The 24703-nt window shown below is 68.4% G+C and carries 25 protein-coding genes; 11 read left to right on the forward strand and 14 right to left on the reverse strand.

Annotated elements, in window-relative coordinates; all coding sequences use genetic code 11:
- Positions 1-154: 154 nt before the first annotated feature.
- Positions 155-403, reverse strand: a complete 249-nt coding sequence (locus HEP75_RS18810) for a hypothetical protein (protein WP_185814085.1) — start codon at positions 401-403, stop codon at positions 155-157.
- An 18-nt stretch (positions 404-421) separates the two neighbouring features.
- On the reverse strand, positions 422-892 hold the full coding sequence (locus tag HEP75_RS18815) for a hypothetical protein (RefSeq protein WP_179568814.1): 471 nt from the start codon (positions 890-892) through the stop codon (positions 422-424).
- Positions 893-1099: 207 nt separating this feature from the next.
- Between HEP75_RS18815 and HEP75_RS18820 the strand changes: the two genes are divergently transcribed.
- Complete coding sequence (locus tag HEP75_RS18820; protein ID WP_185824526.1) at positions 1100-1669, forward strand: DUF3016 domain-containing protein; 570 nt, start codon at positions 1100-1102, stop codon at positions 1667-1669.
- Positions 1670-1988: 319 nt separating this feature from the next.
- Here the strand turns inward: HEP75_RS18820 and alr are convergent, their stop codons facing one another.
- Positions 1989-3062 carry an alanine racemase gene (gene alr / locus HEP75_RS18825; RefSeq protein ID WP_185824527.1) on the reverse strand — a complete coding sequence of 358 codons (1074 nt, stop codon included), beginning with the start codon at positions 3060-3062 and terminating at the stop codon, positions 1989-1991.
- Positions 3041-4348, reverse strand: a complete 1308-nt coding sequence (locus HEP75_RS18830; protein WP_185821140.1) for a D-amino acid dehydrogenase — start codon at positions 4346-4348, stop codon at positions 3041-3043. The genes alr and HEP75_RS18830 overlap by 22 nt, the downstream gene beginning before the upstream one ends.
- A gap of 148 nt (positions 4349-4496) precedes the next feature.
- Between HEP75_RS18830 and HEP75_RS18835 the strand changes: the two genes are divergently transcribed.
- A complete protein-coding gene (locus tag HEP75_RS18835) occupies positions 4497-4976 on the forward strand; it encodes an Lrp/AsnC ligand binding domain-containing protein (protein WP_185814089.1) in 480 nt (159 codons plus the stop codon).
- 639 nt (positions 4977-5615) lie between these two features.
- Here HEP75_RS18835 and HEP75_RS18840 read toward each other — a convergent pair.
- Positions 5616-5993, reverse strand: a complete 378-nt coding sequence (locus tag HEP75_RS18840) for a host attachment protein (protein WP_185821142.1) — start codon at positions 5991-5993, stop codon at positions 5616-5618.
- A gap of 175 nt (positions 5994-6168) precedes the next feature.
- Complete coding sequence (locus HEP75_RS18845) at positions 6169-6567, reverse strand: hypothetical protein (protein ID WP_185824528.1); 399 nt, start codon at positions 6565-6567, stop codon at positions 6169-6171.
- A 138-nt stretch (positions 6568-6705) separates the two neighbouring features.
- Between HEP75_RS18845 and msrB the strand changes: the two genes are divergently transcribed.
- The 3 genes from msrB (at position 6706) to motB (ending at position 9831) form a co-directional block, all read left to right on the forward strand.
- Positions 6706-7170 (forward strand): peptide-methionine (R)-S-oxide reductase MsrB, encoded by a 465-nt coding sequence (gene msrB, locus HEP75_RS18850; RefSeq protein ID WP_185814092.1) that lies wholly within the window; start codon positions 6706-6708, stop codon positions 7168-7170.
- Positions 7171-7739: 569 nt separating this feature from the next.
- Positions 7740-8594: a flagellar motor stator protein MotA gene (gene motA / locus HEP75_RS18855; protein ID WP_185824529.1), complete on the forward strand. Its 855-nt coding sequence runs from the start codon at positions 7740-7742 to the stop codon at positions 8592-8594.
- Positions 8595-8604: 10 nt separating this feature from the next.
- A complete protein-coding gene (motB, locus tag HEP75_RS18860) occupies positions 8605-9831 on the forward strand; it encodes a flagellar motor protein MotB (protein WP_185824530.1) in 1227 nt (408 codons plus the stop codon).
- A gap of 237 nt (positions 9832-10068) precedes the next feature.
- Here motB and HEP75_RS18865 read toward each other — a convergent pair whose 3' ends face one another.
- A complete protein-coding gene (locus HEP75_RS18865) occupies positions 10069-10734 on the reverse strand; it encodes a hypothetical protein (RefSeq protein ID WP_255423903.1) in 666 nt (221 codons plus the stop codon).
- A gap of 474 nt (positions 10735-11208) precedes the next feature.
- Here HEP75_RS18865 and HEP75_RS18870 point away from each other — a divergent pair, with 474 nt between their 5' ends.
- Complete coding sequence (locus tag HEP75_RS18870; protein ID WP_185824532.1) at positions 11209-11742, forward strand: hypothetical protein; 534 nt, start codon at positions 11209-11211, stop codon at positions 11740-11742.
- An 8-nt stretch (positions 11743-11750) separates the two neighbouring features.
- Positions 11751-12035, forward strand: coding sequence for a DUF4031 domain-containing protein (locus tag HEP75_RS18875; protein ID WP_185824533.1), 285 nt, complete (start codon positions 11751-11753; stop codon positions 12033-12035).
- A 584-nt stretch (positions 12036-12619) separates the two neighbouring features.
- On the opposite strand, the gene HEP75_RS18880 is transcribed toward HEP75_RS18875, so the two are convergent.
- Positions 12620-13165, reverse strand: coding sequence for a hypothetical protein (locus HEP75_RS18880; RefSeq protein ID WP_185814097.1), 546 nt, complete (start codon positions 13163-13165; stop codon positions 12620-12622).
- A 146-nt stretch (positions 13166-13311) separates the two neighbouring features.
- Between HEP75_RS18880 and HEP75_RS18885 the strand changes: the two genes are divergently transcribed.
- Positions 13312-13554: a DUF3297 family protein gene (locus HEP75_RS18885; protein ID WP_185824534.1), complete on the forward strand. Its 243-nt coding sequence runs from the start codon at positions 13312-13314 to the stop codon at positions 13552-13554.
- A gap of 358 nt (positions 13555-13912) precedes the next feature.
- On the opposite strand, the gene HEP75_RS18890 is transcribed toward HEP75_RS18885, so the two are convergent.
- From HEP75_RS18890 to HEP75_RS18900, 3 genes are all read right to left on the reverse strand, one after another.
- Positions 13913-14674 carry an ABC transporter permease gene (locus HEP75_RS18890; RefSeq protein ID WP_185814100.1) on the reverse strand — a complete coding sequence of 254 codons (762 nt, stop codon included), beginning with the start codon at positions 14672-14674 and terminating at the stop codon, positions 13913-13915.
- The gene (locus HEP75_RS18895; protein ID WP_185824535.1) at positions 14671-15618 is read right to left on the reverse strand and encodes an ABC transporter ATP-binding protein; all 948 of its coding nucleotides are present in this window, start codon (positions 15616-15618) and stop codon (positions 14671-14673) included. The genes HEP75_RS18890 and HEP75_RS18895 overlap by 4 nt, the downstream gene beginning before the upstream one ends.
- A gap of 262 nt (positions 15619-15880) precedes the next feature.
- Positions 15881-17518 carry a Na+/H+ antiporter gene (locus tag HEP75_RS18900; RefSeq protein ID WP_185824536.1) on the reverse strand — a complete coding sequence of 546 codons (1638 nt, stop codon included), beginning with the start codon at positions 17516-17518 and terminating at the stop codon, positions 15881-15883.
- A gap of 249 nt (positions 17519-17767) precedes the next feature.
- On the opposite strand from HEP75_RS18900, the gene HEP75_RS18905 reads away from it, so the two are divergent.
- Together HEP75_RS18905 and HEP75_RS18910 are read left to right on the forward strand one after the other, a co-directional pair.
- The gene (locus HEP75_RS18905; RefSeq protein WP_185824537.1) at positions 17768-18436 is read left to right on the forward strand and encodes a class I SAM-dependent methyltransferase; all 669 of its coding nucleotides are present in this window, start codon (positions 17768-17770) and stop codon (positions 18434-18436) included.
- Positions 18437-18748: 312 nt separating this feature from the next.
- On the forward strand, positions 18749-19339 hold the full coding sequence (locus tag HEP75_RS18910; protein WP_185824538.1) for a fasciclin domain-containing protein: 591 nt from the start codon (positions 18749-18751) through the stop codon (positions 19337-19339).
- Positions 19340-19468: 129 nt separating this feature from the next.
- Here HEP75_RS18910 and HEP75_RS18915 read toward each other — a convergent pair whose 3' ends face one another.
- The 3 genes from HEP75_RS18915 to HEP75_RS18925 all read right to left on the reverse strand — a co-directional run bounded on the left by HEP75_RS18915 (position 19469) and on the right by HEP75_RS18925 (position 23565).
- On the reverse strand, positions 19469-20932 hold the full coding sequence (locus HEP75_RS18915) for a UdgX family uracil-DNA binding protein (RefSeq protein ID WP_185824539.1): 1464 nt from the start codon (positions 20930-20932) through the stop codon (positions 19469-19471).
- A 473-nt stretch (positions 20933-21405) separates the two neighbouring features.
- Positions 21406-22650, reverse strand: a complete 1245-nt coding sequence (locus HEP75_RS18920; protein WP_179568856.1) for a putative DNA modification/repair radical SAM protein — start codon at positions 22648-22650, stop codon at positions 21406-21408.
- Positions 22651-22758: 108 nt separating this feature from the next.
- Positions 22759-23565 (reverse strand): class III extradiol ring-cleavage dioxygenase, encoded by an 807-nt coding sequence (locus HEP75_RS18925; protein WP_185824540.1) that lies wholly within the window; start codon positions 23563-23565, stop codon positions 22759-22761.
- Positions 23566-23744: 179 nt separating this feature from the next.
- Here HEP75_RS18925 and HEP75_RS18930 point away from each other — a divergent pair, with 179 nt between their 5' ends.
- Entirely contained in the window at positions 23745-24656 is a 912-nt protein-coding gene (locus HEP75_RS18930; RefSeq protein ID WP_185824541.1) for a LysR family transcriptional regulator, read from the forward strand.
- Positions 24657-24703 lie beyond the last annotated feature (47 nt).

Here is a 24703-nt window from a genome sequence, read left to right on the forward strand (position 1 = left end):
GAGGCGGCGACGCGCTCCGCGCCTGCGGCGCGATGACGATGGCTCAGGACCGGAAAATGCTCAGACCGGAACAGCGCGACGGACCCCGCATCTTGTTAAGCCGCTCCGCTGCCGTCAAGCCGGCCAGGCTGGCCGGTGCTGCAGCGACGCTGGGTCACCAGAGAAAAGCGACGACCAGCACGATCCCCAGCAGCGACAGCGCGATGCCGGCGATGACGCCCCATTGGGTCAGACGCGCGCTGCGCAGCGCCTGCTCTTCCAGCCAGCGTTCGGCTTCCTGCCGCCACGACGGCGGCGGCGACTGGTCCAGCATCTGCTGCACCCGCGCCACGCCGAGTTCGCGGCATTGCTGCCGACACTGTTCCGGCGCGGTGACGTCGTCGGGCGAGATTGCATAGGACATGCGCGGTCTCCCTATTCTCTAGCCCAGCGTGAAACGCGGGCTGTCGCTGGCCAGTTCGTGCTCCACCGCCATCCGCGCCAGGCGCGTGTAATTGGCGCGCGGGCCGGCGCCGCGGCCGACGATCAGGCCCAGGTATTCCAGGCCGGTCCAGACCCGCGCCTTCCACTCGACCCCGCTCTCGGCCAGGACCAGGGTCAACGAATAGCGGAACGCCTGCCCCTGCGGACTGCGGTAGGCATAGATCGGCGGGAACTGCACCGCCACGTCCTGCTGCTCGCCCAGCGAGGCCAGATAGCGGCGCAGTTCCTGGCGCACGTCCTCACCCGGGTTCAGGCGCAGGTGGCGCGCGGCCGCATCCAGGTCCGCTTGCTGATCGACGAAACTGGCCGCGCCGCTCGCCGGGCTGTGCCCGTGCCGCTTGGCCCAGTCGATGAACTGCAGGCGGACGTCCGACGCTGCGTGGGCCTGGTGGAACAGCGGCATCTTCATGCGATCGATCCCCGAATCGTGTTTATGTGCGAATGTGCGCATGGTCGCGCGGGCGGCGTGAAGCACGCGGCGACGCAGCGTGAACCGCATGTCACATGCCAGGACCCATGAACCGGCGGAGAACGAGCGCGGCCGGTGGCCGCGTCGCGATTGCGGTGGCGCCCGCGCAGGCACACACTGGCATTGCCGTTTCCGTGGAGATCCGCGATGAAGATCCGATATGCCTGGACGGCGCTGGCCCTGGCCTGCCTGGTGGCAGGCGGCGCTTCCGCCGAAATCCGCAATGTCACCGATCCGCAGGCCGTGCGCAGCACCGAAGGCGACAGCCCGGTGCAGGTGCGCTGGACCGACCCCGCCGCTTTCAGCGAACTGCGCTACAGCCGCAATCGCTGGGAAGCGCAGCGCGGCGACTGGGTGCGCGACCTGGCCGATTACCTGCAGCAACGCGCCAGCAAGCAGCTGGCGCCCGGGCAGCGGCTGGAGGTGGAGCTGACCGACATCAAGCGCGCCGGCGACTACGAATCCTGGCACGGTCCGCAATGGAACGACGTGCGGGTGATGCGCGACATCTACCCGCCGCGGATCAGCCTCAATTTCACCCTGTACGGCGCCGACGGACAGGTGCTGGAGCAGGGCGAGCGCAAGCTGCTCGACAGCAGCTACCTGATGAACAGCTCGATCGGCCTGAACACCGACCCGCTGCGCTACGAGAAGCGGATGTTCGACGATTGGCTGCGCCGCGAGTTCCGCGACAAGGCGGCGGTGGCCGAGCGCTGAGCGGCGTGGCGTGCCTTCGGGTACCTATGTGTCGCGGCTGAAGCCGCTCCTACAGATGAGCCGAGGACACGCTGCGGCGCGCCTCTCTGTGGGAGGGACTTCAGTCCCGACGCTGACTGGTTGAGGCACATCCACCGCTCCGCTCGTCGCGACTGAAGTCGCTCCCACAGTCGCTTGCGGCCGGCATGCCGGGGCCCTGTAGGAGGGGCTTCAGCCCCGACGGTATCCGACCGAAGCCGAAGGTCTATCGCTCAGCTTGTCGCGGCCGAAGCCGCTCCCGCAAAGCGCTGCGCCAGATAGGCGCGGGCGGACGCGCCGCTCAGCCGTCCAAGTACTGCCGCGGCGCGCGCTTCAGGCCGCACAGCAGGCGGTAGGCGCTGGAGCTGCAGCGCGCCGCCAGGGTGTCGATGCGCGGCTGCGCGCCCCACAGCTGTACCTCGCTGCCGAGTCCGGCCTGCGGGTGCTCGGTGAGGTCCACGGTCAGCATGTCCATCGACACCCGCCCGATCAGCGCGCCGGGCGCGCCGTCGATCAGCACCGGCGTGCCGTTCGGCGCGAACTGCGGATAGCCGTCGGCATAGCCGATCGCCACCACGCCGACCCGGGTCGGCCGCGACGCGACGAAACGCGCGCCGTAGCCCACCGGCTCGCCGACCGCCAGTTCGCGCACCGCGATGACCCTGGACTGCAGGGTCATCACCGGACGCAGCTCGCCCGGCAGCTCGGCACCGGCGGCGAACGGGTCGGCGCCGTACAGCATCAGCCCGGGGCGGCCCCAGTCGCTGTGCAGTTGCGGCCAGCCCAGCAGGCCCGGCGAATTGCACAGACTGGTCTCGCCGGCCAAGCCGGCGGTGGCCTGGCGGAACACCTCGGCCTGCTCCAGGGTGCGCGCGCTGTCCAATTCGTCGGCGCGCGCGAAATGGCTCATCAGCACCAGCCGTTCGACCTGCGGCAACACGCTCAGCCGCGCATGCGCGGCACGGAATTCGTCCGGCGCCAGGCCCAGCCGGTGCATGCCGCTGTCCAGCTTCAGCCACAGGCACAGCGGCTGCGGCGCGGCATAGGCGGCGATCGCCTCCACCTGCCACGGCGAGGCCACCGCGCACCACAGCCGGTGCTCGGCGATCAGCGGCAGTTCGTCGGCGTCGAAGAAGCCTTCCAGCAGCAGGATCGGCGCGGCGATGCCGGCCTGGCGCAGTTCCAGCGCCTCCTCGATGCAGGCCACCGCGAAGCCGTCGGCCTCCGCTTCCAGCGCGCGCGCGCAGGCCACCGCGCCGTGCCCGTAGGCATCGGCCTTGACCACCGCCAGCGCCTTGCCGCCGCCCAGTCGCCGGGCCAGGCGGTAGTTGTGGCGCAGCGCCTGAAGATCGATCAACGCACGGGCTGGACGCACGAACTTGCCTCTGCGACGGGCGCCGAGGCGCCGCGCGAATAACGGAAAATATCCAGGCCCTCGCCGCTGATCTGCGGCTGGCGCTGGGCGATCAGGTCGGCCAGGTAGCGGCCGGAGCCGCAGGCCATGGTCCAGCCGAGGGTGCCGTGGCCGGTGTTGAGGAACAGGTTGCGGTAGCCGGTGGCGCCGACCACCGGGGTGCCGTCGGGCGTGGCCGGGCGTAGTCCGGTCCAGAATTCGGCGCGGGCCAGATCGCCGCCGCGCGGGTACAGGTCGTTCACTACGTTTTCCAGGGTGGCGCGGCGCCGCGCCGGCAGCGACAGGTCGAAGCCAGCCAGTTCGGCCATGCCGCCGACGCGTATGCGCTGGTCGAAGCGGGTGATCGCCACTTTGTAGGTTTCGTCGAGGATGGTGGACATCGGGGCCAGCGCCGCGTCGCGGATCGGCAACGTCAGCGAATAGCCCTTCAACGGATACACCGGCAGGCGGATGCCCAGCGGCGCGAGCAGCTGCGGAGAATAGCTGCCCAGGGCGACCACGTAGCGGTCGGCGCGCTCCAGGCGGCCACCGATGCGCACGCCGTCGAGGCGGTCGCCATCGGCATGCAGGCCGTCGATGGTCTCGCCGTAGCGGAACTGCACGCCGGCCGCGGCGGCCAGCGCGGCCAGGCGCTGGGTGAACAGGCGGCAGTCGCCGGTCTGGTCGTTGGGCAGGCGCAGCGCACCGACCAAGGTGGCCGGAGCGCTGGCCAGCGCCGGCTCGATCCGGGCGATGCCGGCGCGGTCGAGCAGTTCGTAGGGCACGCCGTACTCGCGCAGCACCTCGATGTCCTTGGCCGCGCCGTCCAGCTGCGCCTGGGTGCGGAACAGCTGGGTGGTGCCGAGCTGGCGGCCTTCGTATGCGATGCCGGTGTCGGCGCGCAGCTGGTCCAGGCAGTCGCGGCTGTATTCGGACAGCCGCACCATGCGCGCCTTGTTGATCGCATAGCGCTCGGCGGTGCAGTTGCGCAGCATCTGCGCCAGCCACAGGTATTGGTGGATGTCGCCAGTAGGGGTGATGGCCAGCGGCGCATGGCGCTGGAACAGCCATTTCAGCGCCTTCAGCGGCACCCCGGGCGCGGCCCACGGCGAGGCGTAGCCGGGCGACACCTGGCCGGCGTTGGCATAGCTGGTTTCCAGCGCTGCCGCGGGCTGGCGATCGACCACCGTCACCTCGCAGCCGCTGCGCGCCAGATACCACGCCGTGGCCGTGCCGATCACACCGCTGCCGAGAACCAGAACGCGCATGCGCTTACCTCTGTCGGATCAAATCCCTGGCTGAATGGCGCCACGGATGGGTTTAGGCGCAGTATATGGAGCGCAAGCCAGGATTTTCCGCTGATTTTCGAATACCCGGCAGGTCAATCCCCTGCCCCAGCCCACCGAGACCCGCGTCATGGCCGCACGCACCCGCGAACTGGACAAGATCGACCGCAAGATCCTGCGCATTCTGCAGCAGGAAGGGCGTATTTCCTTCACCGAACTGGGCGAGCGGGTCGGCCTATCGACCACCCCGTGCACCGAGCGGGTACGCCGGCTGGAACGCGACGGCGCCATCACCGGCTACTACGCGCGGCTGGACCCGCACTTCCTCAAGGCCAGCCTGCTGGTGTTCGTGGAGATCAGCCTGGCCTACAAGTCGGGCGACATTTTCGAGGAATTCCGCCGCGCCGCGTTGAAGCTGCCCAACGTGCTGGAGTGTCACCTGGTCTCCGGCGACTTCGACTACCTGCTCAAGGCGCGGATCAGCGAGATGGCCTCGTACCGCAAGCTGCTCGGCAGCACCTTGCTGACCCTGCCGCACGTGCGCGAGTCGAAGAGCTACATCGTGATGGAGGAAGTGAAGGAGACGCTTAGCCTGCCGATCGCCGACTGAGCGTCATCCCCCTCTCCCGCCGGCGACCGAAGGAAGTCCCGTGGGAGAGAGGGGTTGAGGTGAGGGTATGGCGCGAAGCGTCTCGCGGAGTTTGGGTGCACTAGGCTTCGCCCGTACCCTCATCCGCCCCTGCGGGGCACCTTCTCCCGGAGGGAGAAGGAACCGCGGCTAGCCCCTCTCCCTCCGGGAGAGGGGTTGGGGTGAGGGTAAGGCGCGAAGCGTCTCGTGGAGTTGGGTGCACGAGGCTTCGCCCGTACCCTCATCCGCCCCTGCGGGGCACCTTCTCCCGGAGGGAGAAGGAACCGCGGCTAGCCCCTCTCCCGCCGGGAGAGGGGTTGGGGTGAGGGTATGGCGCGAAGCGGCTCGTGGAGTTGGGTGCACTAGGCTTCGCCCGTACCCTCATCCGCCCCTGCGGGGCACCTTCTCCCGGGGGGAGAAGGAACAGCCGCTAGCCCCTCTCCCGCCGGGAGAGGGGTTGGGGTGAGGGTACGGCGCGAAGCGTCCCGCGGTGTATGGGCGCACGAGGCTTCGCCCGTACCCTCATCCGCCCTTCGGGCACCTTCCCCCCAAAAGGGGCCATGGTCCCGAGGGGGAGAAGGGAGTATGCGCATGCCAAATCGGCCTGCGCGACGGACACGCTTACGCCAGCAGCTTTTCCAGCTCGTCGCGCGAGGTATGCGCATGGTTCTTGGCGAGTTCCGACACCACCCGCTTCTGGACTTCCTTGTGCAGCAGCGGCCGCAGCTGGCCCAGGGTCTGCGGATCGGCGACCAGCACCAGGTGTTCGAAGTCGCTGCGCAGTGCGCCCTGGTACAGGCGTTCGGCCAGCTGGCGGACGAAGCCGGCCTCGTCCATGGTCATCGGCCGGTCGCCGTCTTCGACGCCCTCGATCGGCGTGGGCGTCAGCACTTCGGTCTGCTCCAGCAGCGAGGTCTGGCCGGCCAGATTGGTGCGGAACAGGCGGGCGCTGGCGCGGTCGGCGACGACGACCAGGGTGTTGTCGGGAAGCTTGCTCATCGGTTCTCCTAGCGAAGGTGCGGCGCAGGCACCGGCGGCACCTGCGTGCAGGCAGTCTAGGAACCGGTTCGTGAGGATTGCGGCCACGGAACGTTCGCCGCGCGTTCACGCCAGCGCAACGGATCGGCCCGGGTGCACGACACACCCGCTGTGCGGACATGCCTGCGTCGTCGGGCTACTCGTTGATGCGCTGGCCGTCGCCGCTGGGCACGGTGCTGTAGTAGCGGCCGCTGCGCGTGTCCAGCACGCGGTTGGGACCGACCTGCACCGCGCCGGGAATGACGCGGCCGCCGCGGTCGTACAGCTTGACCGGGCGCCGGTCGGCGGCGGCATTGGCGCCGTTGGCGGGTGCCGGCTTGGCCTTGGCTGGCTTGTGCGCGGGCGACTGCGAGGACTCCGGGCGGTCGTCCAGGCTGGAACGCACGGGCGCGGCCTTGGGCACCGGTGCCGATTCCAGCACGGTCGATTGGCGGGTGGCAGTCGGCGACGACGGGGCCGGATTCAGGCTCTGCGCCGTCGCCAGCGCCGGGGCCAGCAACGCGATGGCGGCCATGCGAACGAGGGAAGGATGCACAACAGCTCCGTAGCACCGTGATCGGGAAGCCGACGCTAGCGCAACCAGGGCGCCACGTCGATGCCCCGCCGCTGCAGCTTGATCGCGGCAGCGGCGCCCTCATCTTGTGCCCATCCTTCCGCGCCACAGGCCCCTGCCATGAGCCGATTCGACCTCACGCCTCCCTCGCCCGCCGAACGCGAGCGCCTGATCGCAGGACTCGACGACGAGGAGCGGCGGGTGCTGCTGCAGCACGGTACCGAGGCGCCGTTCTGCGGCGTGTTCCTGGACAACAAGCTGGAGGGCGTCTACAGCTGCCGGCTGTGCGGGCTGCCGCTGTTCCGTTCCAGCGCCAAATTCGATTCTGGCACCGGCTGGCCCAGCTTCTTCGCGCCCTATCATCCGGCCCATGTGCGCGAGATCCGCGACACCAGCCACGGCATGATCCGCACCGAAATCGTCTGCGCCCGCTGCGACAGCCATCTCGGCCACGTGTTCCCGGACGGCCCGCCGCCGAGCGGCGAGCGGCATTGCCTGAATTCGGTGTCGCTGCACTTCACCGAACAGGGCCAGGCGCTGCCGAACCCGTTGCAGCGCGGCGGCGGCGACACCGAACCGGCCTGAAGCGGCGGCGGCCCTGCGCCGCGCGCGCGCAGGGGAACCGGCGTGCGCCCCCATCTTGACTGTTCGCCGATCTTGCCGCGCAGCGCATGTGGACGCGCACCTGACACGGCACCACTTCCGCGCCGCACTTGGCCGCAAGCGCGGACCTGCAGGCCGATACGCTGCGCGTGCCATGGCACCGCGGCGATAGCGGTGCGGGCTGTATTCGCAGCAATGCGCGAACATGCAGCGCTGCCGATGCACGGCCTTACGCTGCGCATGTATCGGGCCGATGCCGACAGCGCTGCGCTACGCCGAGGCGGAGGCAACGTGTGCTGGAATCCTTCGCATGATGCCGCCACGCTGAGCCTGTTCGAGCAACGCGATACGCGTGAGGCAATGCACCAAGGCAACGGCGCGATCGGCTGAGGCAAGGCCTCCAAACGCCTGCGTACGTCGCCGCAGCGGCGACAAAAATGACGCCTTCACATACGTCTTCACGCAGGCGCGGCCGCGCCGCCGCCTTCAGAAAGCCGCCGCCGGGCCGAAATGGAGGTATCCCCGTTCACGGCTCGCAGGCTGCTTCCGCCATGCTCATCATTGTTGGCTTCCTTGTCGTCATCATCAGCGTGGTCGGCGGCTACGTGCTCTCGCACGGCAAGCTCGGCGCGCTGTGGCAGCCCTACGAATTGCTGATCATCGGCGGCGCGGCGCTGGGTGCGTTCCTGGTCAGCACCCCCGGCAAGATCGTCAAGGCGACCCTCGCCGACATCGCCGGCGTGTTCAAGGGCCCGAAGTACAAGTCCGACGACTACCGGGCCACCCTGACCCTGATCTACGAACTGCTGAACAAGGCGCGGCGCGACGGCTTCATGGCGCTGGAAGATCACGTGGAGAAACCGGCCGAAAGCGCGATCTTCAGCAACTACCCGAAGGTGCTGGCCGACCACCACCTGCTCGACTTCATCACCGACTGCCTGCGCCTGATGATCGGCAGCAACATCGAGCCGCACGAACTGGAACCGCTGCTGGAACTGGAGCTGGAGAAGCATCACCACGAGGCGATGGCACCGGCGCATGCGTTGAGCAAGGTCTCCGACGGTCTGCCCGGCTTCGGCATCGTCGCCGCGGTGTTGGGCATCGTCATCACCATGGGCTCGATCGGCGGCCCGATCGAAGAGATCGGCCATCACGTCGGCGCCGCGCTGGTCGGCACCTTCCTCGGCATCCTGCTGGCCTACGGCTTCGTCGCCCCGCTGGCGGCGGCGATGGAAGCGCGCGCCGAACAGGACAGCCGCATCTTCGAGTCGGTGAAGACCGCCCTGCTGGCCTGCCTGCGTGGCTACAACCCGAAGATCGCGCTGGAGTTCGCACGCAAGACCCTGCCGAGCAACGTGCGGCCGAGCTTCGCGGACTTCGAGACGCACCTGAAGACGATCAAGTAGCGCTGCCGTCATGCCCGAAGCCAAAGCTACCGTCGTCATCCGCCGGGTCAAGAAGGTCCAGGGCGGCGGCCATCATGGCGGCGCCTGGAAGGTGGCGTTCGCCGACTTCGTGACCGCGATGATGGCGTTCTTCCTGGTGCTGTGGCTGGTCGCGGCCACCACCAAGGAACAGCGTATGGCGATCTCCGAATACTTCCGCAATCCCAGCCCGCTGGAGGGCAAAAGCCCGGCGCCGAGTCCGGGCATGGCCGGTCCCGGCGGCGCAAGCACCTCGATGATCAAGCTCGGCGGCAGCGCCGACATACAGCGCGGCAACAACAAGGATCCGTTCGGCAGCAAGAGCCTGACGGGCGACACGGAAAGCAAGACGGCGCAACGCGAGAAGGAAAAGCAGCGGCTGGAAACGCTGATGCAGGAGCTGAAGGAGGCGATCGACAAGAGCCAGGCGCTGGAACCGTTCAAGGACCAGTTGCTGCTGGACCTGACCCCGGACGGCCTGCGCATCCAGATCGTGGACAAGGAGAACCGGCCGATGTTCGACATCGGCAGCGCGGTGCTCAAGCCCTATACCCGCGACATCCTGCACGAGCTGTCCAGCTTCATCAACGAAGTGCCCAACCACATCAGCATCACCGGCCACACCGACGTCACCCAGTACAGCGGCAAGAACGGCTACAGCAACTGGGAGCTGAGCGCCGACCGCGCCAATGCGGCGCGGCGCGAACTGGTGGTCGGCGGCATGGGCGAGGACAAGGTCTCGCGCGTGGTCGGCCTGTCGTCCTCGATCCTGTTCGACAAACAGAATCCGGACAACCCGATCAACCGCCGCATCAGCATCGTGGTGATGACCAAGGACGCCGAGGATGCGGCGCTGGCCGGCAGCGATCACGCCGTGGCGCTGGGCCAGCGGCAGAACGATGCCGACACCAAGGTGCCGGACCTGAGCGCTGGCGCTGCCGCTGCACCGCCGGTGCGGGCTGCGACTTCAACCACGGTTGCGGCTGCGGTTCCGACTGCGACTCCGGCAGCGAATGCCGCTGCCCCGGCGGCAAGCATCGCCAAGCCGGCGACGGTGACAGTCGCGCCGCCGCGCACCACTTCACCGGAGGCCGCGGCCGACGCCGCCCGCGAAGCGATCCGCGCGGTCAACAGCGTCACCGGCAACACGCCGCGCAACAGTGCCGCGCCGTCGCCGGCAACGGCAACGGCCGCCGCCGAGAGTCCGGCGCAACGCTGAGGCTTTTTCCTCTCGGGTTTACACGACCTGCTGAGCTCCGGCCACGGCCGGAACTGTCCTGATCGAGTCAGGTCGCGAGCAACTCCTGCAAGAAGCTCGCGGCTATGGCGTCGCGGTTTCCGACTTCGTTTGTCGCGGCTGAAGCCGCTCCTACAAGAGCTCGCGGCGAACTTGCCGGGTGCACTGTAGGAGGGGTTTCAACCCCGACGGATAACCAGTGTGCGCCCGCAGCGTGCCTCACTGCGGCAGCGGTTGTGCCACGCCCTGCGCGATCGCCTGGCGGGTGATGCGTTCGATGTCGCGTTGCATCGCCGCGTTGGCGACCTGCTGGCGCTTTGCCAGCACTTCCTGTTGCCGGGCCAAGCCCTCCTGTTGCTCGGCCAATGCCGATTGGCGCGTTTCCAGCGCAGCCATCTGTTGCTCGAAGTCCGCATGCGCGGCATCGGTACGTGCCGCGGATCGGGCAGCGGCCTGGCCGCCGCTGGCGGCAAGTCGTGCCTGCTCGCCAGCGCGCCTGGCTTCCTCCATCGCCTGGCCTGCCTGGCCCTGCGCGATGGCGCCCTGTTGCCGGCCGATCTCGCCCTGGCGCGTGCCCAGCCGCCCCTGCCGTTCGCCCAGTTCTCCCTGTTGCCGCCCCAGCGCTTCGACCGGCGCGTAGGCGGCCTTCAGCTGCTGGATCGTGGCCGCATCGCGCACCACGTAGCGCTTGCCGTCCCTGCGGATCCACCACAGCGTCTCGTCGCCGTGGCGCGCGCGCCGCGCCTCGCGCAGGTCGTCGCTGCTGCCGTACATGTTGGTGCTGGATTGTTCGAACAGCACCGATGCGTTGCGGCGATCGTCGGACAGGGTGATGGTGGAACTGCTCGTCACCCGATGCGCGCCGGCCACGGGCGCGGGCGGCACCGGTGGCACCGGTGGCACGGGCGGAACAGGCGGAACAGGCGGCGCTGCGGGCGACGCCGGTTCGGCCGGTTCGGCGATGTCGGTGGTTGCATCCTGGGCGCTCGCCGGCACGGACGCGATCGTACCGGCCGTGGCGCCGGCCAGGACCAGCAATGCGGCGCCGCGGCGCCAGAGCGGGATGTTCGAGTGCAGCATGGCGGATCTCCTTGTGGGCATGGCGGATGGACGAAGCGATGGCCTGGGCCGTGGCGACCAGCGGCCCGAGCGGCGACGCGAACCGCGCGTTGCCGACCTCCGCAGATGCACCTCTGCCGTGACTGTGAATCCGCTGCTCGCGCAGCGGGCAACGGCATCAGGGCTGGATAGCTACAGCTGTAGTCAAACTAGCCATGCCTACAAATGTAGTCAAGCCTGCCGAAGGTCATGCCCGGCCACCCCGCTTACAATGGCGGCCACTCCGCGAGCGAGACGAACGTGTCCAAGCAATCCAAAGCCAAGCGCGACAAGCGCAAGAAGCAGCAACCCAAGCGGGCCTTCGCCCGACTGGGCCGCGACCAGCCCATCGCCAACCACGCCGTGCTGCAGGACGAGAGCGGCCGCGTGCTGGCCGCGATCGGCCTGCAGGGCACCGAATGGCTGCTGTCGGTCGGCGGCCAGACCATGGGCAACGCCGACAACCCGGTGCCGATGCTGGCGATGCTCAAGCATCTGGCCAACGTGCAGGAGCAGGAAGGCAATACCATCACCCTGGACTATTCGACCCAGTTGCAGCAGATGATCGACGACCTTGCCGCCGATGAGGGCAAGACCGCGGCCGAGTATCTGGACGCGCTGGTCGCCGAGTTCGCCGAGAGCGATGGCGACGCGGCCGCAGAAGAAGATGGCGTTGCCGAGGCGGGCGACGATGCTGCCGATGACGCGGATGCCGAGGCATCGGCGGGCAAGGCAGAAAGCGACGCGGTGGCGGCCCCGGACGCCGACGCGGACGGCAAGCACAAGCCAGCCTGATCGGCGCGATGGCGGTCTACATCGACGATGCGGTGCATCCCTGGCGCGGCCAGCGCTGGGGACACCTGCTTGCCGATACGCTGGACGAACTGCATGCGATGGCGGCGCGGCTGGGCATTCCCCGCCGCGCCTTCCAGAACAAGCTCAGCGGTGCGCACTACGACGTGCCCGCCGCCTTGCGCGACGAAGCGATCCGGCTCGGCGCGGTGCCGGTGTCCCGGCACACCGATCGCGCCCTGATGAAGGCGCTGATCCGCCAGGCCCGCGCGCAGGCGCGCGGCGAGGTCGATTGAATATTTATTGCGGCATTGGAGTACGGCGCATGGCTGTGGCGCGGGCTTGCGGATGCGTTGGGGCGTCGCTTCCGGCAGCGGCCGGCGCGGTTGCGGCTCGCGGCTTCGCTCGTCGCGACTGAAGTCGCTCCCACAGGGAGCTGCGGATGCTTGCTGGTGCACTGCTTCGGATGCCTGGCTGGTGTGCTGCAGGAGGGGATTCAGCCCCGACATTCGCCGAAAAAGCAGTGCAGTTCCGGGCTCCATTGTCGCGGCTGAAGCCGCTCCTACAAGAGCTGGCGGCAAGCTGGCTGGGGGCACTGTGGGAGGGACTTCAGTCCCGACTGCATCCCAAACCGGAAAATCCACCGCTTCGCTCGTCGCGACTGAAGTCGCTCCCACAGGGAGCTGCGGATGCTCGCTGGTGCACTGCTTCGGATGCTTGGCTGGTGCGCTGTAGGGCTTCAGCCCGGACACCCGCCGAAGCCGGTGTAGTTCCGGGCTCCGTTCGTCGCGGCTGAAGCCGCTCCTACAGGGAGCTTGCGGCAAACTGCTGGGTGCACGGTGGGAGGGACTTCATTCCCCACTCGCCCGACGGAGCACGCCTAGAACGGGTCGCTGCCCGGGCGCAGGTCGATGCCCAGGATCGCGGCCAGGCGCTGCATGTCCTCGTCGTCGCGGCTGAGCGCCATCCAGCCGGCGCGGTCGTCGTTGCCGGTGTCCCAGCACCAGATGCTGTAGCCGTATTCGCGCAGGCGGTCGTAGGCCACCGCCAGCAGTGAGGCGGTGTCGTGGGCGCCGAGGAAGTCCTCGTCGTCGATGTCGCCACCCCAGTCCAGGCGCAGGTTCCAGCGCGCGGCCAGTTCGTTGATCGCGCCGATCAGCGCTTCGCTGTCGCCGCCGTCCACGTAGAAACCGGAGGTCCAGTCGATGGCGTCCTTCAGCGTCCACAGCCAGCCGTCGCCGTCGCTCTCCCCTTCGCCCGCCGCCTCGCGGTAAGCGTTGAACTGGCGCAGCGCGGTCTCGTCGTCGCCGGGATTGATCAGCAGCAGCAGGTTCCAGATCAGCCCCTGCTGGGTATCCGGATCGTCGTCGTCCGCGTCGCCGCTGAGGTCGTCGGGGTCTTCGTAGTCGGCGCTGTTGTCGGGCATGGCGGCGGATCGGGCAGTGCGGGACGCGCAGTGTGACGCGCCGGGCGCGGCGACGGAAGCGCGGCGAAACTCGGCAGCGGCGCCGCAGGCGTTTATCCTTCGCCCCCGGAAGACGGCGCCACCCGCCGCCAAGCGAACCCACGACGATGAGCGATACCCCTCCCGATCACCTGGCGATCAGCCCGCAGAGCCCGTTCCACGACGCAGAGGCGCTGGCGCGCGGCGTCGGCATCCGCTTCAACGGTGTGGAGCGCGACAACGTGGAGGAGTATTCGCTCAGCGAAGGCTGGATCCGCGTGCAGGTCGGCAAGGCGCGCGACCGCCGCGGCAATCCGATGACGATGAAGATCAAGGGCGCCGTCGAGGCGTACTACCTCGAGACCAATTGACCGTCCAGGCGCGGCGAGCGCGCGACAACGTGCGATGGCAGCTGTCCGCGTTGGCGATCGATGCGCTCAGGGTGGTCGTGGTCTGACCCCCTGCCGTGTGCCGCGGCTCGTGTGGATGCGGTCGGGCAGGCGCATCGCGTGCGCCTGCGCAGCAGGCCGGAGCGTCGTCACCGACCTGTTCTGTCGCGGCTGAAGCCGCTCCTACACGGGGCTGCGGCTGGCTTGCTGGTGCGATGTCACGTGGGACTTCGGCCCCGGCAGTGGCCAGATCCGTCCTCGCGTTGCCTCTGCACCGCGCCGGATCGCGGCGGCGGCCCGCGCACAAGCGTCGCGGCGGCAACGCGCGATCGGCGCCGGCTCAGGACTTGAGCCGGTAACCGCTGCGGAAGATCGCCCAGACCACGAGCAGGCACAGCGCCAGGAACACCGCGGTCATGCTCGCACTGACCGCGATGTGCACGTCGGCCTTGCCGAAGAACGCCCAGCGGAAGCCGCTGACCAGGTACACCACCGGGTTGAACCAGCTGATCTTCTGCCACAGCGGCGGCAGCATGCTGATCGAGTAGAAGCTGCCGCCGAGGAAGGTCAGCGGGGTCACCACCATCAGCGGGATCACCTGCAGCTTCTCGAAGCCGTCGGCCCAGATGCCGATGATGAAACCGAACAGGCTGAAGGTCAGCGCGGTCAGCACCAGGAAGCCGAACATCCACAGCGGATGCGCGATCTCGTAGGGCACGAACGCGCGCGCGGTGAGCAGGATCAGCAGGCCCAGCAGCACCGACTTGCTCGCCGCCGCGCCGACATAGCCGATCACCACCTCCCACCACGCCACCGGCGCCGACAGCACCTCGTAGATGGTGCCGGCCCAGCGCGGCATATAGATGCCGAACGAGGCGTTGGACACGCTCTCGTTGAGCAGCGACAGCATCACCAGCCCGGGGATGATGTAGGCGCCGTAGCTGATGCCGTCGATGGCGCCCATGCGCGAGCCGATCGCCGCGCCGAACACCACGAAGTACAGCGAGGTCGACAGTACCGGCGAGGCGATCGACTGGGTGAGCGTGCGGAAAGTACGCGCCATCTCGAAACGGTAGATCGCGGCGATCGCATGCAGGTTCATGCGCGCGCCTCCGTGCGGCCGGCGGCCGGGCGCACCAGGTTGACGAAGATCTCCTCCAGCGAGCTTTCGCTGGAATGCAGGTCCTTGATCTCCACGCCTTGCTCCTCCAGCTGCCGCAGCAGGCTGCCGATGCCGGTCTGCTCGGCCTGCACGTCGTAGGTGTAGGTCAGCACGGCGCCGTCGGCGGACAGTTCCAGCGGCTGCGCGGCCAGCGCCGCGGGCAGCGCCGGCAGCGGCGCCTGCAGGGTCAGCGCCAGCTGCTTCTTGCCGAGCTTGCGCATCAGCGTGCGCTTGTCCTCCACCAGCACCAGCTCGCCGCGGTTGATCACCCCGACCCGGTCGGCCATGTCCTCGGCTTCCTCGATGTAGTGCGTGGTCAGGATGATGGTGGTGCCCTGCTCGCGCAGGCGCCGCACCATCTGCCACATGTCGTGGCGCAGCTCCACGTCCACGCCGGCGGTGGGTTCGTCCAGGAACAGGATGCTCGGCTCGTGCGCCAGCGCCTTGGCGATCAGCACGCGCCGCTTCATGCCGCCGGACAGGGTGGAGATCTTGCTGTCGCGCTTGTCCCACAGCGACAGCTCGCGCAGCACCTGCTCCAGGTAGGCGGGATTCTTCGGCTTGCCGAACAGGCCGCGGCTGAAGCGCACCGTCGCCCACACCGTCTCGAACGCATCGGTGGCCAGTTCCTGCGGCACCAGGCCGATCTTGGCGCGCGCGGCGCGGTAGTCGCGGACGATGTCGTGGCCGTCGGCCAGCACGGTGCCGGAGCTGGGATTGACCAGGCCGCAGACCACGCTGATCAGCGTGGTCTTGCCGGCGCCGTTGGGCCCGAGCAGAGCGAAGATCTCGCCGCGCTGGATGTCCAGGTCGATGCCTTTCAGCGCCTGAAAACCGCCGGCGTAGGTCTTGGTGAGCTGCTGGATGGAAATGATCGGCGACACACGAACTCCTTGCGCAGCGGTCGGGCACTGCGAGCGCCGACAGGGTAGAGGTCCGCTACGCTCAGATAAACCGCGTTAGGCGGAAGCAGTCTCCCGCATGCGGGATAGTGGTGAGGCCGGGATTCGGGAATGGGGATTCGGGATTGGAAAAGCCTAGCAGCAACGACGTCACGGACATGGCAAGCTCCAGCGTCCGCCGGCCGGGCCGGCATCCAGCGCGGCGCTCCTCAAATCCCCAATCCCGAATTCCCAATCCCGGCTTTCAATTTTTCCGCCGCGCCTCCAGCAGATCCAGATTGCGGATCAGCCGGCGCGCGATCTCGTCGGAGATCCTGCGCTGGCGGGTCAGCTTGAACAGTTCCTGGCGTTCGGCCTGCAGGCCGGCGTGGCGCAGCTGGCGCAGCACGTCGTCCAGCCGCCGCGCCTCTTCCGGATCGCTCTCCATCGCCTCGCCGTGGTCGAGGTGGCGCTGGTACAGGGCGCTGACCCGGATCGCCGCCTCGTTGTAGAGATCGGCATGTTCGCTGTCGTGGACCAGCCGCTGGCGCAGCTTCTCCACCGCCACCAGTGCCGCGCGCGAGGATTCGCGCCGGGCCAGGTCCTCCTCCAGGCGGTCGCTGGGTTCCTCCGGCAGTTCCAGGCCGCGCAGCAGCCGCGGCAGCGCCACGCTGGCGACCAGCAGCGAGGTGACGATCACCGCGCTGGCCAGGAAGATCACCAGGTCGCGCGCCGGGAACGCGGCGCCGGTGGGCAGCAGCAGCGGCAGGGTCAGCACGCCGGCCAGGGTGATCGCACCACGCACGCCGGCCAGCGAGGCCGCCACCACGATCCGCCACGGCGGACTGAGATGCGCCTCACCGCGGCGCCGCGCCTTGAGCAGGTTCCAGCGCAGCGATAGCCACACCCACACGAAGCGCAGCAACAGCAGGCCGACATAGATCGCCAGCGCATAGGCCAGCAGCCACCACGGATTGAGATGCCCGGCTTCGTCGATGTTGTGCACCGCGCCCTGCACGATCCCCGGCAACTGCTCGCCGAGCAGCACGAACATGATGCCGTTGAGGGTGAACTGGACCATGTCCCACACCGCCGAGCGCTGCACGCGCATGCTGCCCGGGGCGCGGCCGCTCAGTTCCACGTAGCTCATGCTGATGCCGGCGGCGACCGCGGCGAGGATGCCGGAGGCGTTGATCGCCTCGGCCAGCAGGTAGGCGGCGAACGGCAGCAGCAGGTTGACCAGGATCGCCGCGCCGGGTTCCTCGCCGACCTGGCGCCAGATCCAGCGCTGCGCCAGGCTCGCGCCCAGGGTCACACCGACACCGGCGGCGACGCCGACCAGGGACACCCACAGGAAGGTCAGCGAAGCGTCGGCCAGCGAGAACGTGCCGGTCATCGCCGCGGCCACCGCGAACTGGAAGCAGACCAGGCCCGACGCATCGTTGAGCAGCGATTCGCCCTCCAGGATGTGCATCAGCCGCTTCGGGATCGGCGCCCGCGCCGCGATCGAGGACACCGCGATCGGATCGGTCGGCGACACCACCGCGGCCAGCGCGAACGCCACCGCCAGCGGCATCGCCGGGATCATCCAGTGGATCAGGAAGCCGGCGCCGACCACGGTGAACACCACCAGCCCCAGCGCCAGTTCCAGGATCGCGCCCTTGTCGCGGAACAGGCCCTGCTTGGGGATGCGCCAACCGTCCAGGAACAGCAGCGGCGGCAGGAACAGCAGGAAGAACAGCTCCGGCTCCAGCGCGTAGCCCTTCTTGAACACCCCGGCGATGACCGCACCCAGACCGATCTGCACCAGCGGCAACGGCAGCGAGAACGGCAGCACGCGCACCAGATAGCCGCTGGCCACCACCGCCAGCAACATCGCCAACACCACTTCGATCGAATGCATGCTCGTCCGGACGGCGGCGCCGCGCCAGGCGCGCACCATGAATGGGGGAAGCGGCAAGCAAAGCGCACCGCAGGCGCGATGTCCAGTGGCAGCCGCGCGCGGCATTTAGGCGGCGGCCCGGAACCGCGCGAGCGCTACGCCCGGGTGGCGGGCAAACCTGCGCGATCCGGCGCCGCAGCGCGGCACGCGCTACCATCGAAGCGATCCGCACGCAGACCCGAACCCCAGCGTGCCGCCGTCGGAGACTCCATGCTCAGCATCCAAGAACTCAACCGTTTCATCGACGACCAGGCGGTGAGCGACAACGTCACCCAGGTCTGGAACCTGATCGGCGCGCATTTCGAGCAGGCCAAGGCGAGCCTGCCGGCCGAGCACGCGATGTCGCGGCGCGAACTGTCGTTCCACGATCACGTGCGGCTGTTGGGGTATCTGTGCCTGCTGCTGGAGGGCATCCCCGGCGACCTGGTGGAGATCGGCGTGTGGAAGGGCAAATCGCTGGTACTGATGAACGAAATCAGCAATCGCCAGCGCCGGGTGATCGGCATGGACCCGTTCGCCTTGCCGAACCAGTTCGAGGAATTCAACCACTACCGCCAGCTGCTGCTGCCCAATGCGCAGTTCATCCGCGGCTACTCGGAGTTCTGCGCCCAGCACTTTTACAACATGAAACCCGAAGTGGCATTGCTGCATATCGACGGCGGCCACACCGGGCGCAACGTGCTGCTGGATTTCCTGCTGTATGCGCCCAGCGTGGTGACCGGCGGGTTCGTGGTGTTCGACGACTACGGCGACCACCAGCATTCGCCGGAAGTCGGTCCCGCGGTCGACCTGCTCAGGGCCACCGGCTACTTCAACGACTTCCATGTGCTGGGCTGCGCGCATGGGTTCGAGAACAGCTACGTGCTGCAGCGGCGCTGACCAACGACGCTTTGCCCGTCCGGCGCCGCCTACATTGGCGGCGGCATTGCCTGCGTGAGTACACAACGACGCAACACATGCATTACGGGCATGGCGCACGAGTCGCCGCGGAGCGCGGCTTTAATGACTGCAGCGTTTGCGCTGCTCTGCACAGGCGCGCTTGCCGGGAAAAAGGCCCGTAGCGCGTGTGGCGATCCTTGCCCGCGACGCCCATTCATCATTATCTGGGTCGCGTGATGCAACCGCGCCAGCGCAATCGCCGTAAAGCCTGTGCTCGGTCGACTGGCCGGGCATTCCCTCAAGGAGCAACCCATGAAGATCCACTTGCTGGCCCTCGCCCTCGCTGGCCTCGTCGCGATGCCCGCCATGGCCGCGACCGGCCAAACCGCGATGCACGACCACGCCGCGATGACCGAGGCCAAGCCGAATCCGATGGTCGGCGGCGCCCCGATGTACGCGACCAAGGACATCATCGACAACGCGGTCAACTCCAAGGATCACACCACCCTGGTCGCCGCGGTCAAGGCCGCCGGCCTGGTGGACACGCTGAAGGGCGCGGGCCCGTTCACCGTGTTCGCACCGACCAACGCCGCCTTCGCCGCACTGCCGGCGGGCACCGTGGACACGCTGCTCAAACCCGAAAACAAGGAAAAGCTGACCCAGGTCCTGACCTATCACGTGGTCGCCGGCAAGCTCGATGCGACGACGCTGCTGGCGCAGATCAAGGCCGGCGGCGGCAGCGCCAAGCTGACCACGGTGCAGGGCGAAACGCTGGTCGCCAAGACCCGCGGCGGCAAGGTCACCCTCACCGACAGCAAGGGCAATACCGCCCATGTCACCACCGCCGACGTGATGCAGAGCAATGGCGTGATCCATGTCGTGGACAAGGTTTTGATGCCGTAAGCACCCCTCGGGGAGTGCATTGGCATCGCGGGGACGGCTACGGCCGTCCTCGTTTTTGTGCCGTACGTTCGACCGGCAACAAACGGCGCGGCTTGCCCACTCCAACGGCGGGCGAACTCGCACAGGCAATCAGTCGCCGGCACTGGCGCCGCGCGACGCCTGCATCTGCTCCGCCAGAACGCGCAAGTCGTGCACGAAGCCTCGATAGGCGGCATCGGCCGCATCGCTGCCGTGCTGGCGCAGCACCCATGACGGATGCACGGTGGCCAGCGCACGGGTGCCATCGGCCAGCGCCTGCCATTGCCCACGCTGCGCCATCAGCGCAAAGCCGTTGCCCAGCACCGCGCGCGCCGCGGTCGCGCCCAGGCACAGCACGATGCGCGGGCGCACCCGCGCCAGCTCGCCGGCCAGCCAGAAGCGGCAGGCTTCCACCTGCGCACGTTCGGGATTGCGATGCAGCCGCGCCTTGCCGCGTTGCTCGAAGCGGAAATGCTTGACCGCATTGGTCACGTACAGCCCGGCGCGGGCGATGCCGAGTTCATGCAGCGCGCGATCGAACAGGCGCCCAGCCGGACCGACGAACGGCCGCCCGCTCAGATCCTCCTCGTCGCCGGGCTGCTCGCCCACCACCATCACCGCCGCATCGTGCGGCCCCTCGCCGAACACGGTCTGCGTGGCCGGTTGCCAGAGTTCGCAACGCCGACACTCGCGCGCCGCGGCGCGCAGCGCATCGAGACTGCCATCGGCATCGGCATCGACCGCGACCGGCGACGGCGACGGCGACGGCGACGGCGCGGGAATACGCCGCCGCACCGACTCCGGCGCGCGCTCGGCCATCTCGCGCACGCGCTGCCCGGCATCGCGGATCAGGCCCGGCAGCAACTGCGTCTCCGGCAGGTTCTTCCAGTACTTCTGCGGCATCTCCTGGCGCATCATGTCCGGGTTGAGCCGTGCCGGATTGAAGATGTTCGCGTAGTAGGTGCGCCACAACGCATCCTGCGCATCGTCGGCCGGCGCATCGGCGCGCTGCGCGCCGGCGCCGAACTGCAGCACCGCACCATCCCAGCGCACACTGCGATACGGGGTCAGGATCGCCCAGCGCATGCCGGCGAAACGGCGCGCGAAGAACGGCGCGATGCGATCGACGATGTGATGTTCCGGCTCGAACCAGGCGACGAACGCCTCCTCCTCGCCGGGCACCTCGCGGAAGCGCACGAACGCCTTCATCTTGTGGCTATCGCGGCGCACCGCCTGCGCCCACTGCTGCGCCCGATGCACATCGGCATCGGTGACCCGCTGCAACAGCGCCCGCTCGCCCGACGCGATCCGCCACAACAACCGATACAGCAACGCATGCCGCTGCGGATCGCGATGGCACAGCACCGCCCCCGCCAACGCCAGGAACTCCGCGGACACCCGCGGCGCCGCCACCGTCGCCGGCAATGCAGCCACATCGGTCCCGGCCAGCAACCCGCCCTGCGCATCCCCTTCCCAGACCAATAACTCCGGCACCACCTGCGCACACCACGCCGCCCGCGCCGCCGCCCGCCACGCCTCCAGACACCACGCCGGCACCACCTCAGCCCGAAACACAGTTCAACCCTCGCATCACCCCACCAACACCAACCCAACAGCCACCAGCGCCACCATCACCAAAGCAACGACCGTTGCAGTTGCAGTTGTTGTTGCCTTTGCTATTGCTATTGCTATTGCTGTTGCTGTTGCCGGCGATCTTGCTGTTAAACCTTCCCGCCTTAAAGCGAGCCGAGCACCGCAGCGGCGAGCGGCCGAAGAGGCGCCCTTGTTTGAGCGAAGCGAGTTTGGGCGCCGTGCCGCTCGTCGCGAGGAGCGCAGGGCACCGGTGCGGCTGTATCGCACCGGCTCGTGTCGGGCGGGAGCGGTTTTGGTTACTTTTGCCAAGACAAAAGTGACTCGCGCCGACCGGCGCGAAAGCTCTTGCTCTTGATCTTGCTTCCGCAACTGCCGTTGCCTCTGCGGTTGCAGTTGCAGTTGCAGAAGCAGCAATCATCGCAACAACCCAGCCACTACAGCGCCACAGCACAGCGTCAATCAAACAACCCACCCTGCCGCGGCGCCGGCGCCAACTGCGCCCGCAACCGCTGCGGATCGTCCAACCGTTGGCGCGGATGATGATCCACCACACTGACGAACGGCAGCACCTTCTTCATCGGCATCCGCAACCGCGCCAGATCCCCGACCCGCAACCGCGCATGCCGCCGCGACAATAACAACCGCTCCACATTGCGCGTGCCAAGACCCGGCACCCGCAACAACATCTCCCGCGCCGCCGTATTCAGATCCACCGGAAACCGCTCAGGATGCCGCAGCGCCCAGGCCAGCTTCGGATCCACGTCCAGATCGAGCATGCCGCTGGCGGCCTCCGGCGCGATCTCCTCCACCGAGAAATCGTAGAACCGCAGCAGCCAATCGGCCTGGTACAGACGATGCTCGCGCTGCAACGGCGGCGCCTGCAGCGGCAACTTCGACGATGCATCCGGAATCGGACTGAACGCGGAATAGTAGACACGCCGCAGCCGGTAATTGCCGTAGAGATTGTGGCTGGTGCGCAGGATCGCGCGGTCGTCGGCGCCGTCCGCGCCGACGATCATCTGCGTGCTCTGCCCGGCCGGTGCGAAACGCGGCGGCTTGGCGCTGAGCTTGCGCTCGGCCTTGCGCGCCTCCTTGCTTTCCTCGATGCGCCAGCGCAGCTCGCCCATCGCCGCGCGGATACCGCCGACGCTCTTTTCCGGCGCCAACTGGGTCAGCCCCTGCTCGGTCGGCAGTTCGACATTGATGCTCAGCCGGTCGGCGTAGCGGCCGGCCGCGGCCAGCAGTTCCGGCGCCGCATCGGGAATGGTCTTGAGGTGGATGTAGCCGGCGAAGCGGTGCTCCTCGCGCAGCTGCCGCGCCACTTCCACCAGCTGCTCCATCGTGTAGTCGCTGTTGCGGATGATGCCGCTAGACAGGAACAGGCCCTCGATGTAATTGCGCTTGTAGAAATCCAGGGTCAGCTTGACCACTTCGGCCGGCGCGAAGCGCGCGCGGCGCACGTTGCTGGACACGCGGTTGACGCAGTACGCGCAATCGAACACGCAGAAGTTGGTCAGCAGGATCTTCAGCAGCGACACGCAGCGGCCGTCGGGCGTGTACGAATGGCAGATGCCCATGCCCTCGGTGCTGCCGATGCCGCCGCTGCGCAGCGAATGGCGCTTGTCCGCACCGCTGGAGGCGCAGGAGGCGTCGTATTTGGCCGCATCGGCGAGCACGGCGAGCTTTTCGAGGGTATTCACCCGTGGACGATGCCCGCTTGCCGTCTCAGCCTGTGAGACGGCGATGCGTTTTGGCCTTCACCGCGATGAATCGCTCAGGCGGACGTCGGCGCGACGTTGCCGCCGGACTCAGGCCGCGGCGCGCAGTGCCCCGCCATCGAACCGGTACAGGTCCATCGCAATCATCCCGGCGTCGATACCGGCATCGATGCGCTGCGCGCCCAGGCCCTGCTCGCCGGCGGCACCCATCGCGAAATAGATCGGCAGCCAGTGCTCGTCGGTCGGATGCGCGCGCTCGGCGAACGGCGCCTGGCGGCGGTAGTCGAGCAAGGCCGGCAGATCCTCGCGCAGCAGAGCCTGTTCCACCCACTCGATGAACGGACGCACGTACGGCGCATCCTTGCCCTCGGCGTAGCGGCCGAAGTCGTGCAGGTTGTGGGTGATGCTGCCCGAGCCGACCAGCAGCACGCCGTCGTCGCGCAGCGGCGCCAGCGCGCGGCCCATCGCCAGCTGGTGGGCCGGGCCCAGTTCCGGCTGGATCGACAGCGGCAGCACCGGGATGTCGGCCTGCGGATACAGCAGCGACAACGGCACCCACACGCCATGGTCCAGGCCGCGGCGCTCGTCCACGTAGGGCTGCAGGCCGGCGCGTTCGAGCCGTTCGGCGACCTCGCGCGCCAGCGCCGGCGCGCCCGGCGCCGGGTACTGCATCTCGTGCAGCGCGCGCGGGAAACCGCCGAAGTCGTGGATGGTCTGCGGCTGCGCCGCCGCGCCGACCAGCGGCCGCCGCCCCAGCCAGTGCGCCGACGCCACCACGATCGCGCGCGGACGCGGCAGCGTCGCCGCCAGTTCCGCCAGGCGCACGCCGACCAGGCCCGGGTCCAGCGCGGTCATCGGCGAACCATGCGAGATATACAGCGAAGGCAGACGGGGCATGACAGGTTCTCCAGGCGGATGGGGCGCGGCGTCGGCCGATCGGGACGTTGCCGGGGCCGGCGCCGCCGGCACGCGTGGCCGTGGATCACAGGGCCATGGCGGCAGATCCACAGGGTATTCCCGCTATGAGGGGAGATAAATTACCCTGCAATCGGATATCTATTTCGGGAACGGCAACAATGGATACGCTGGAAGCGATGCGCGTGTTCGTCACCGTGGTCGACCGCAACGGCTTCAACGCCGCCGCCGACGCGCTGGGCATGTCCACCGCCAGCGTGACCCGGCAGGTGGCCTGGCTGGAGAAGCGACTGGGCCTGCGCCTGCTCAACCGCACCACGCGCCGGGTCAGCCCGAGCAGCGTCGGCACCGCCTACTACCAGCGCTGCCAGGTGCTGCTGGCCGAGTTCGACGACATGGAGGCGGCGGTCGGCGAGCAGGCGCTGACTCCGTCCGGCACGCTGCGGATCAACGCGCCCTTCAGCTTCAGCATCGCCCGGCTGGGGCCGCGGCTGGCCGGCTACCGCGCGCGCTATCCGCAGGTCGCGCTGGACCTGTCGCTGTCCGACCGCATGGTGGACATCGTCGAGGAAGGCTACGACATGGCGATCCGCATCACCCGCCAGGTCACCCCGACCCTGATCGCCCGCAAGCTCGGCGAGGTGCAGGCGTATCTGTGCGCCGCGCCGGCCTACCTGGAACGCGCCGGCACGCCGCGCCTGGCCGCCGACATCGCCGGCCACGAATTCCTGACCTACAGCTATTCGCCGATCGGCGACGAACTCGCCCTGCAGGGCCCCGACGGCGAGACCCGGGTGCGGGTAAGCGGCGGGCTGCGCGCCAACAGCGGCGACGTATTGCGCGAGGCCGCCGTCGCCGGCATGGGCATCGTCCTGCAACCGGATTTCATCGCGCAGAAGGAACTGGAGGACGGGCGCCTGGTGCGGGTGCTGCCCGACCATCAGCTCGCCCCGATCGGCGTCTATGCGGTCTATGCCAGCCGCAGCCACCTGGCGCCGAAGGTGCGCAGCTTCATCGACTACCTGGTCGAGGTCGGCATCGAACGCGAGATGCACGCCACCGTGACGCCCTGAGCCGCGGCCGGTCGGCGCGCCGCGGCCATTGCTCGGACACAACATCC

Source organism: Xanthomonas sp. SI (assembly GCF_014236855.1).
Taxonomy (GTDB): Bacteria; Pseudomonadota; Gammaproteobacteria; order Xanthomonadales; family Xanthomonadaceae; genus Xanthomonas_A.

Bases quoted from the DNA above. Each gene is read 5' to 3' on its own strand.
- motB (WP_185824530.1), top strand. From the start codon at position 8,605: ATGCCCGAAGCCAAAGCTACCGTCGTCATCCGCCGGGTCAAGAAGGTC.
- HEP75_RS18890 (WP_185814100.1), bottom strand. From the start codon at position 14,674: ATGAACCTGCATGCGATCGCCGCGATCTACCGTTTCGAGATGGCGCGT.
- HEP75_RS18930 (WP_185824541.1), top strand. From the start codon at position 23,745: ATGGATACGCTGGAAGCGATGCGCGTGTTCGTCACCGTGGTCGACCGC.
- HEP75_RS18910 (WP_185824538.1), top strand. From the start codon at position 18,749: ATGAAGATCCACTTGCTGGCCCTCGCCCTCGCTGGCCTCGTCGCGATG.
- HEP75_RS18905 (WP_185824537.1), top strand. From the start codon at position 17,768: ATGCTCAGCATCCAAGAACTCAACCGTTTCATCGACGACCAGGCGGTG.
- msrB (WP_185814092.1), top strand. From the start codon at position 6,706: ATGAGCCGATTCGACCTCACGCCTCCCTCGCCCGCCGAACGCGAGCGC.
- HEP75_RS18820 (WP_185824526.1), top strand. From the start codon at position 1,100: ATGAAGATCCGATATGCCTGGACGGCGCTGGCCCTGGCCTGCCTGGTG.
- HEP75_RS18875 (WP_185824533.1), top strand. From the start codon at position 11,751: ATGGCGGTCTACATCGACGATGCGGTGCATCCCTGGCGCGGCCAGCGC.
- HEP75_RS18830 (WP_185821140.1), bottom strand. From the start codon at position 4,348: ATGCGCGTTCTGGTTCTCGGCAGCGGTGTGATCGGCACGGCCACGGCG.
- HEP75_RS18810 (WP_185814085.1), bottom strand. From the start codon at position 403: ATGTCCTATGCAATCTCGCCCGACGACGTCACCGCGCCGGAACAGTGT.
- HEP75_RS18835 (WP_185814089.1), top strand. From the start codon at position 4,497: ATGGCCGCACGCACCCGCGAACTGGACAAGATCGACCGCAAGATCCTG.
- HEP75_RS18880 (WP_185814097.1), bottom strand. From the start codon at position 13,165: ATGCCCGACAACAGCGCCGACTACGAAGACCCCGACGACCTCAGCGGC.
- HEP75_RS18815 (WP_179568814.1), bottom strand. From the start codon at position 892: ATGAAGATGCCGCTGTTCCACCAGGCCCACGCAGCGTCGGACGTCCGC.
- motA (WP_185824529.1), top strand. From the start codon at position 7,740: ATGCTCATCATTGTTGGCTTCCTTGTCGTCATCATCAGCGTGGTCGGC.
- HEP75_RS18885 (WP_185824534.1), top strand. From the start codon at position 13,312: ATGAGCGATACCCCTCCCGATCACCTGGCGATCAGCCCGCAGAGCCCG.
- HEP75_RS18900 (WP_185824536.1), bottom strand. From the start codon at position 17,518: ATGCATTCGATCGAAGTGGTGTTGGCGATGTTGCTGGCGGTGGTGGCC.
- HEP75_RS18925 (WP_185824540.1), bottom strand. From the start codon at position 23,565: ATGCCCCGTCTGCCTTCGCTGTATATCTCGCATGGTTCGCCGATGACC.
- HEP75_RS18840 (WP_185821142.1), bottom strand. From the start codon at position 5,993: ATGAGCAAGCTTCCCGACAACACCCTGGTCGTCGTCGCCGACCGCGCC.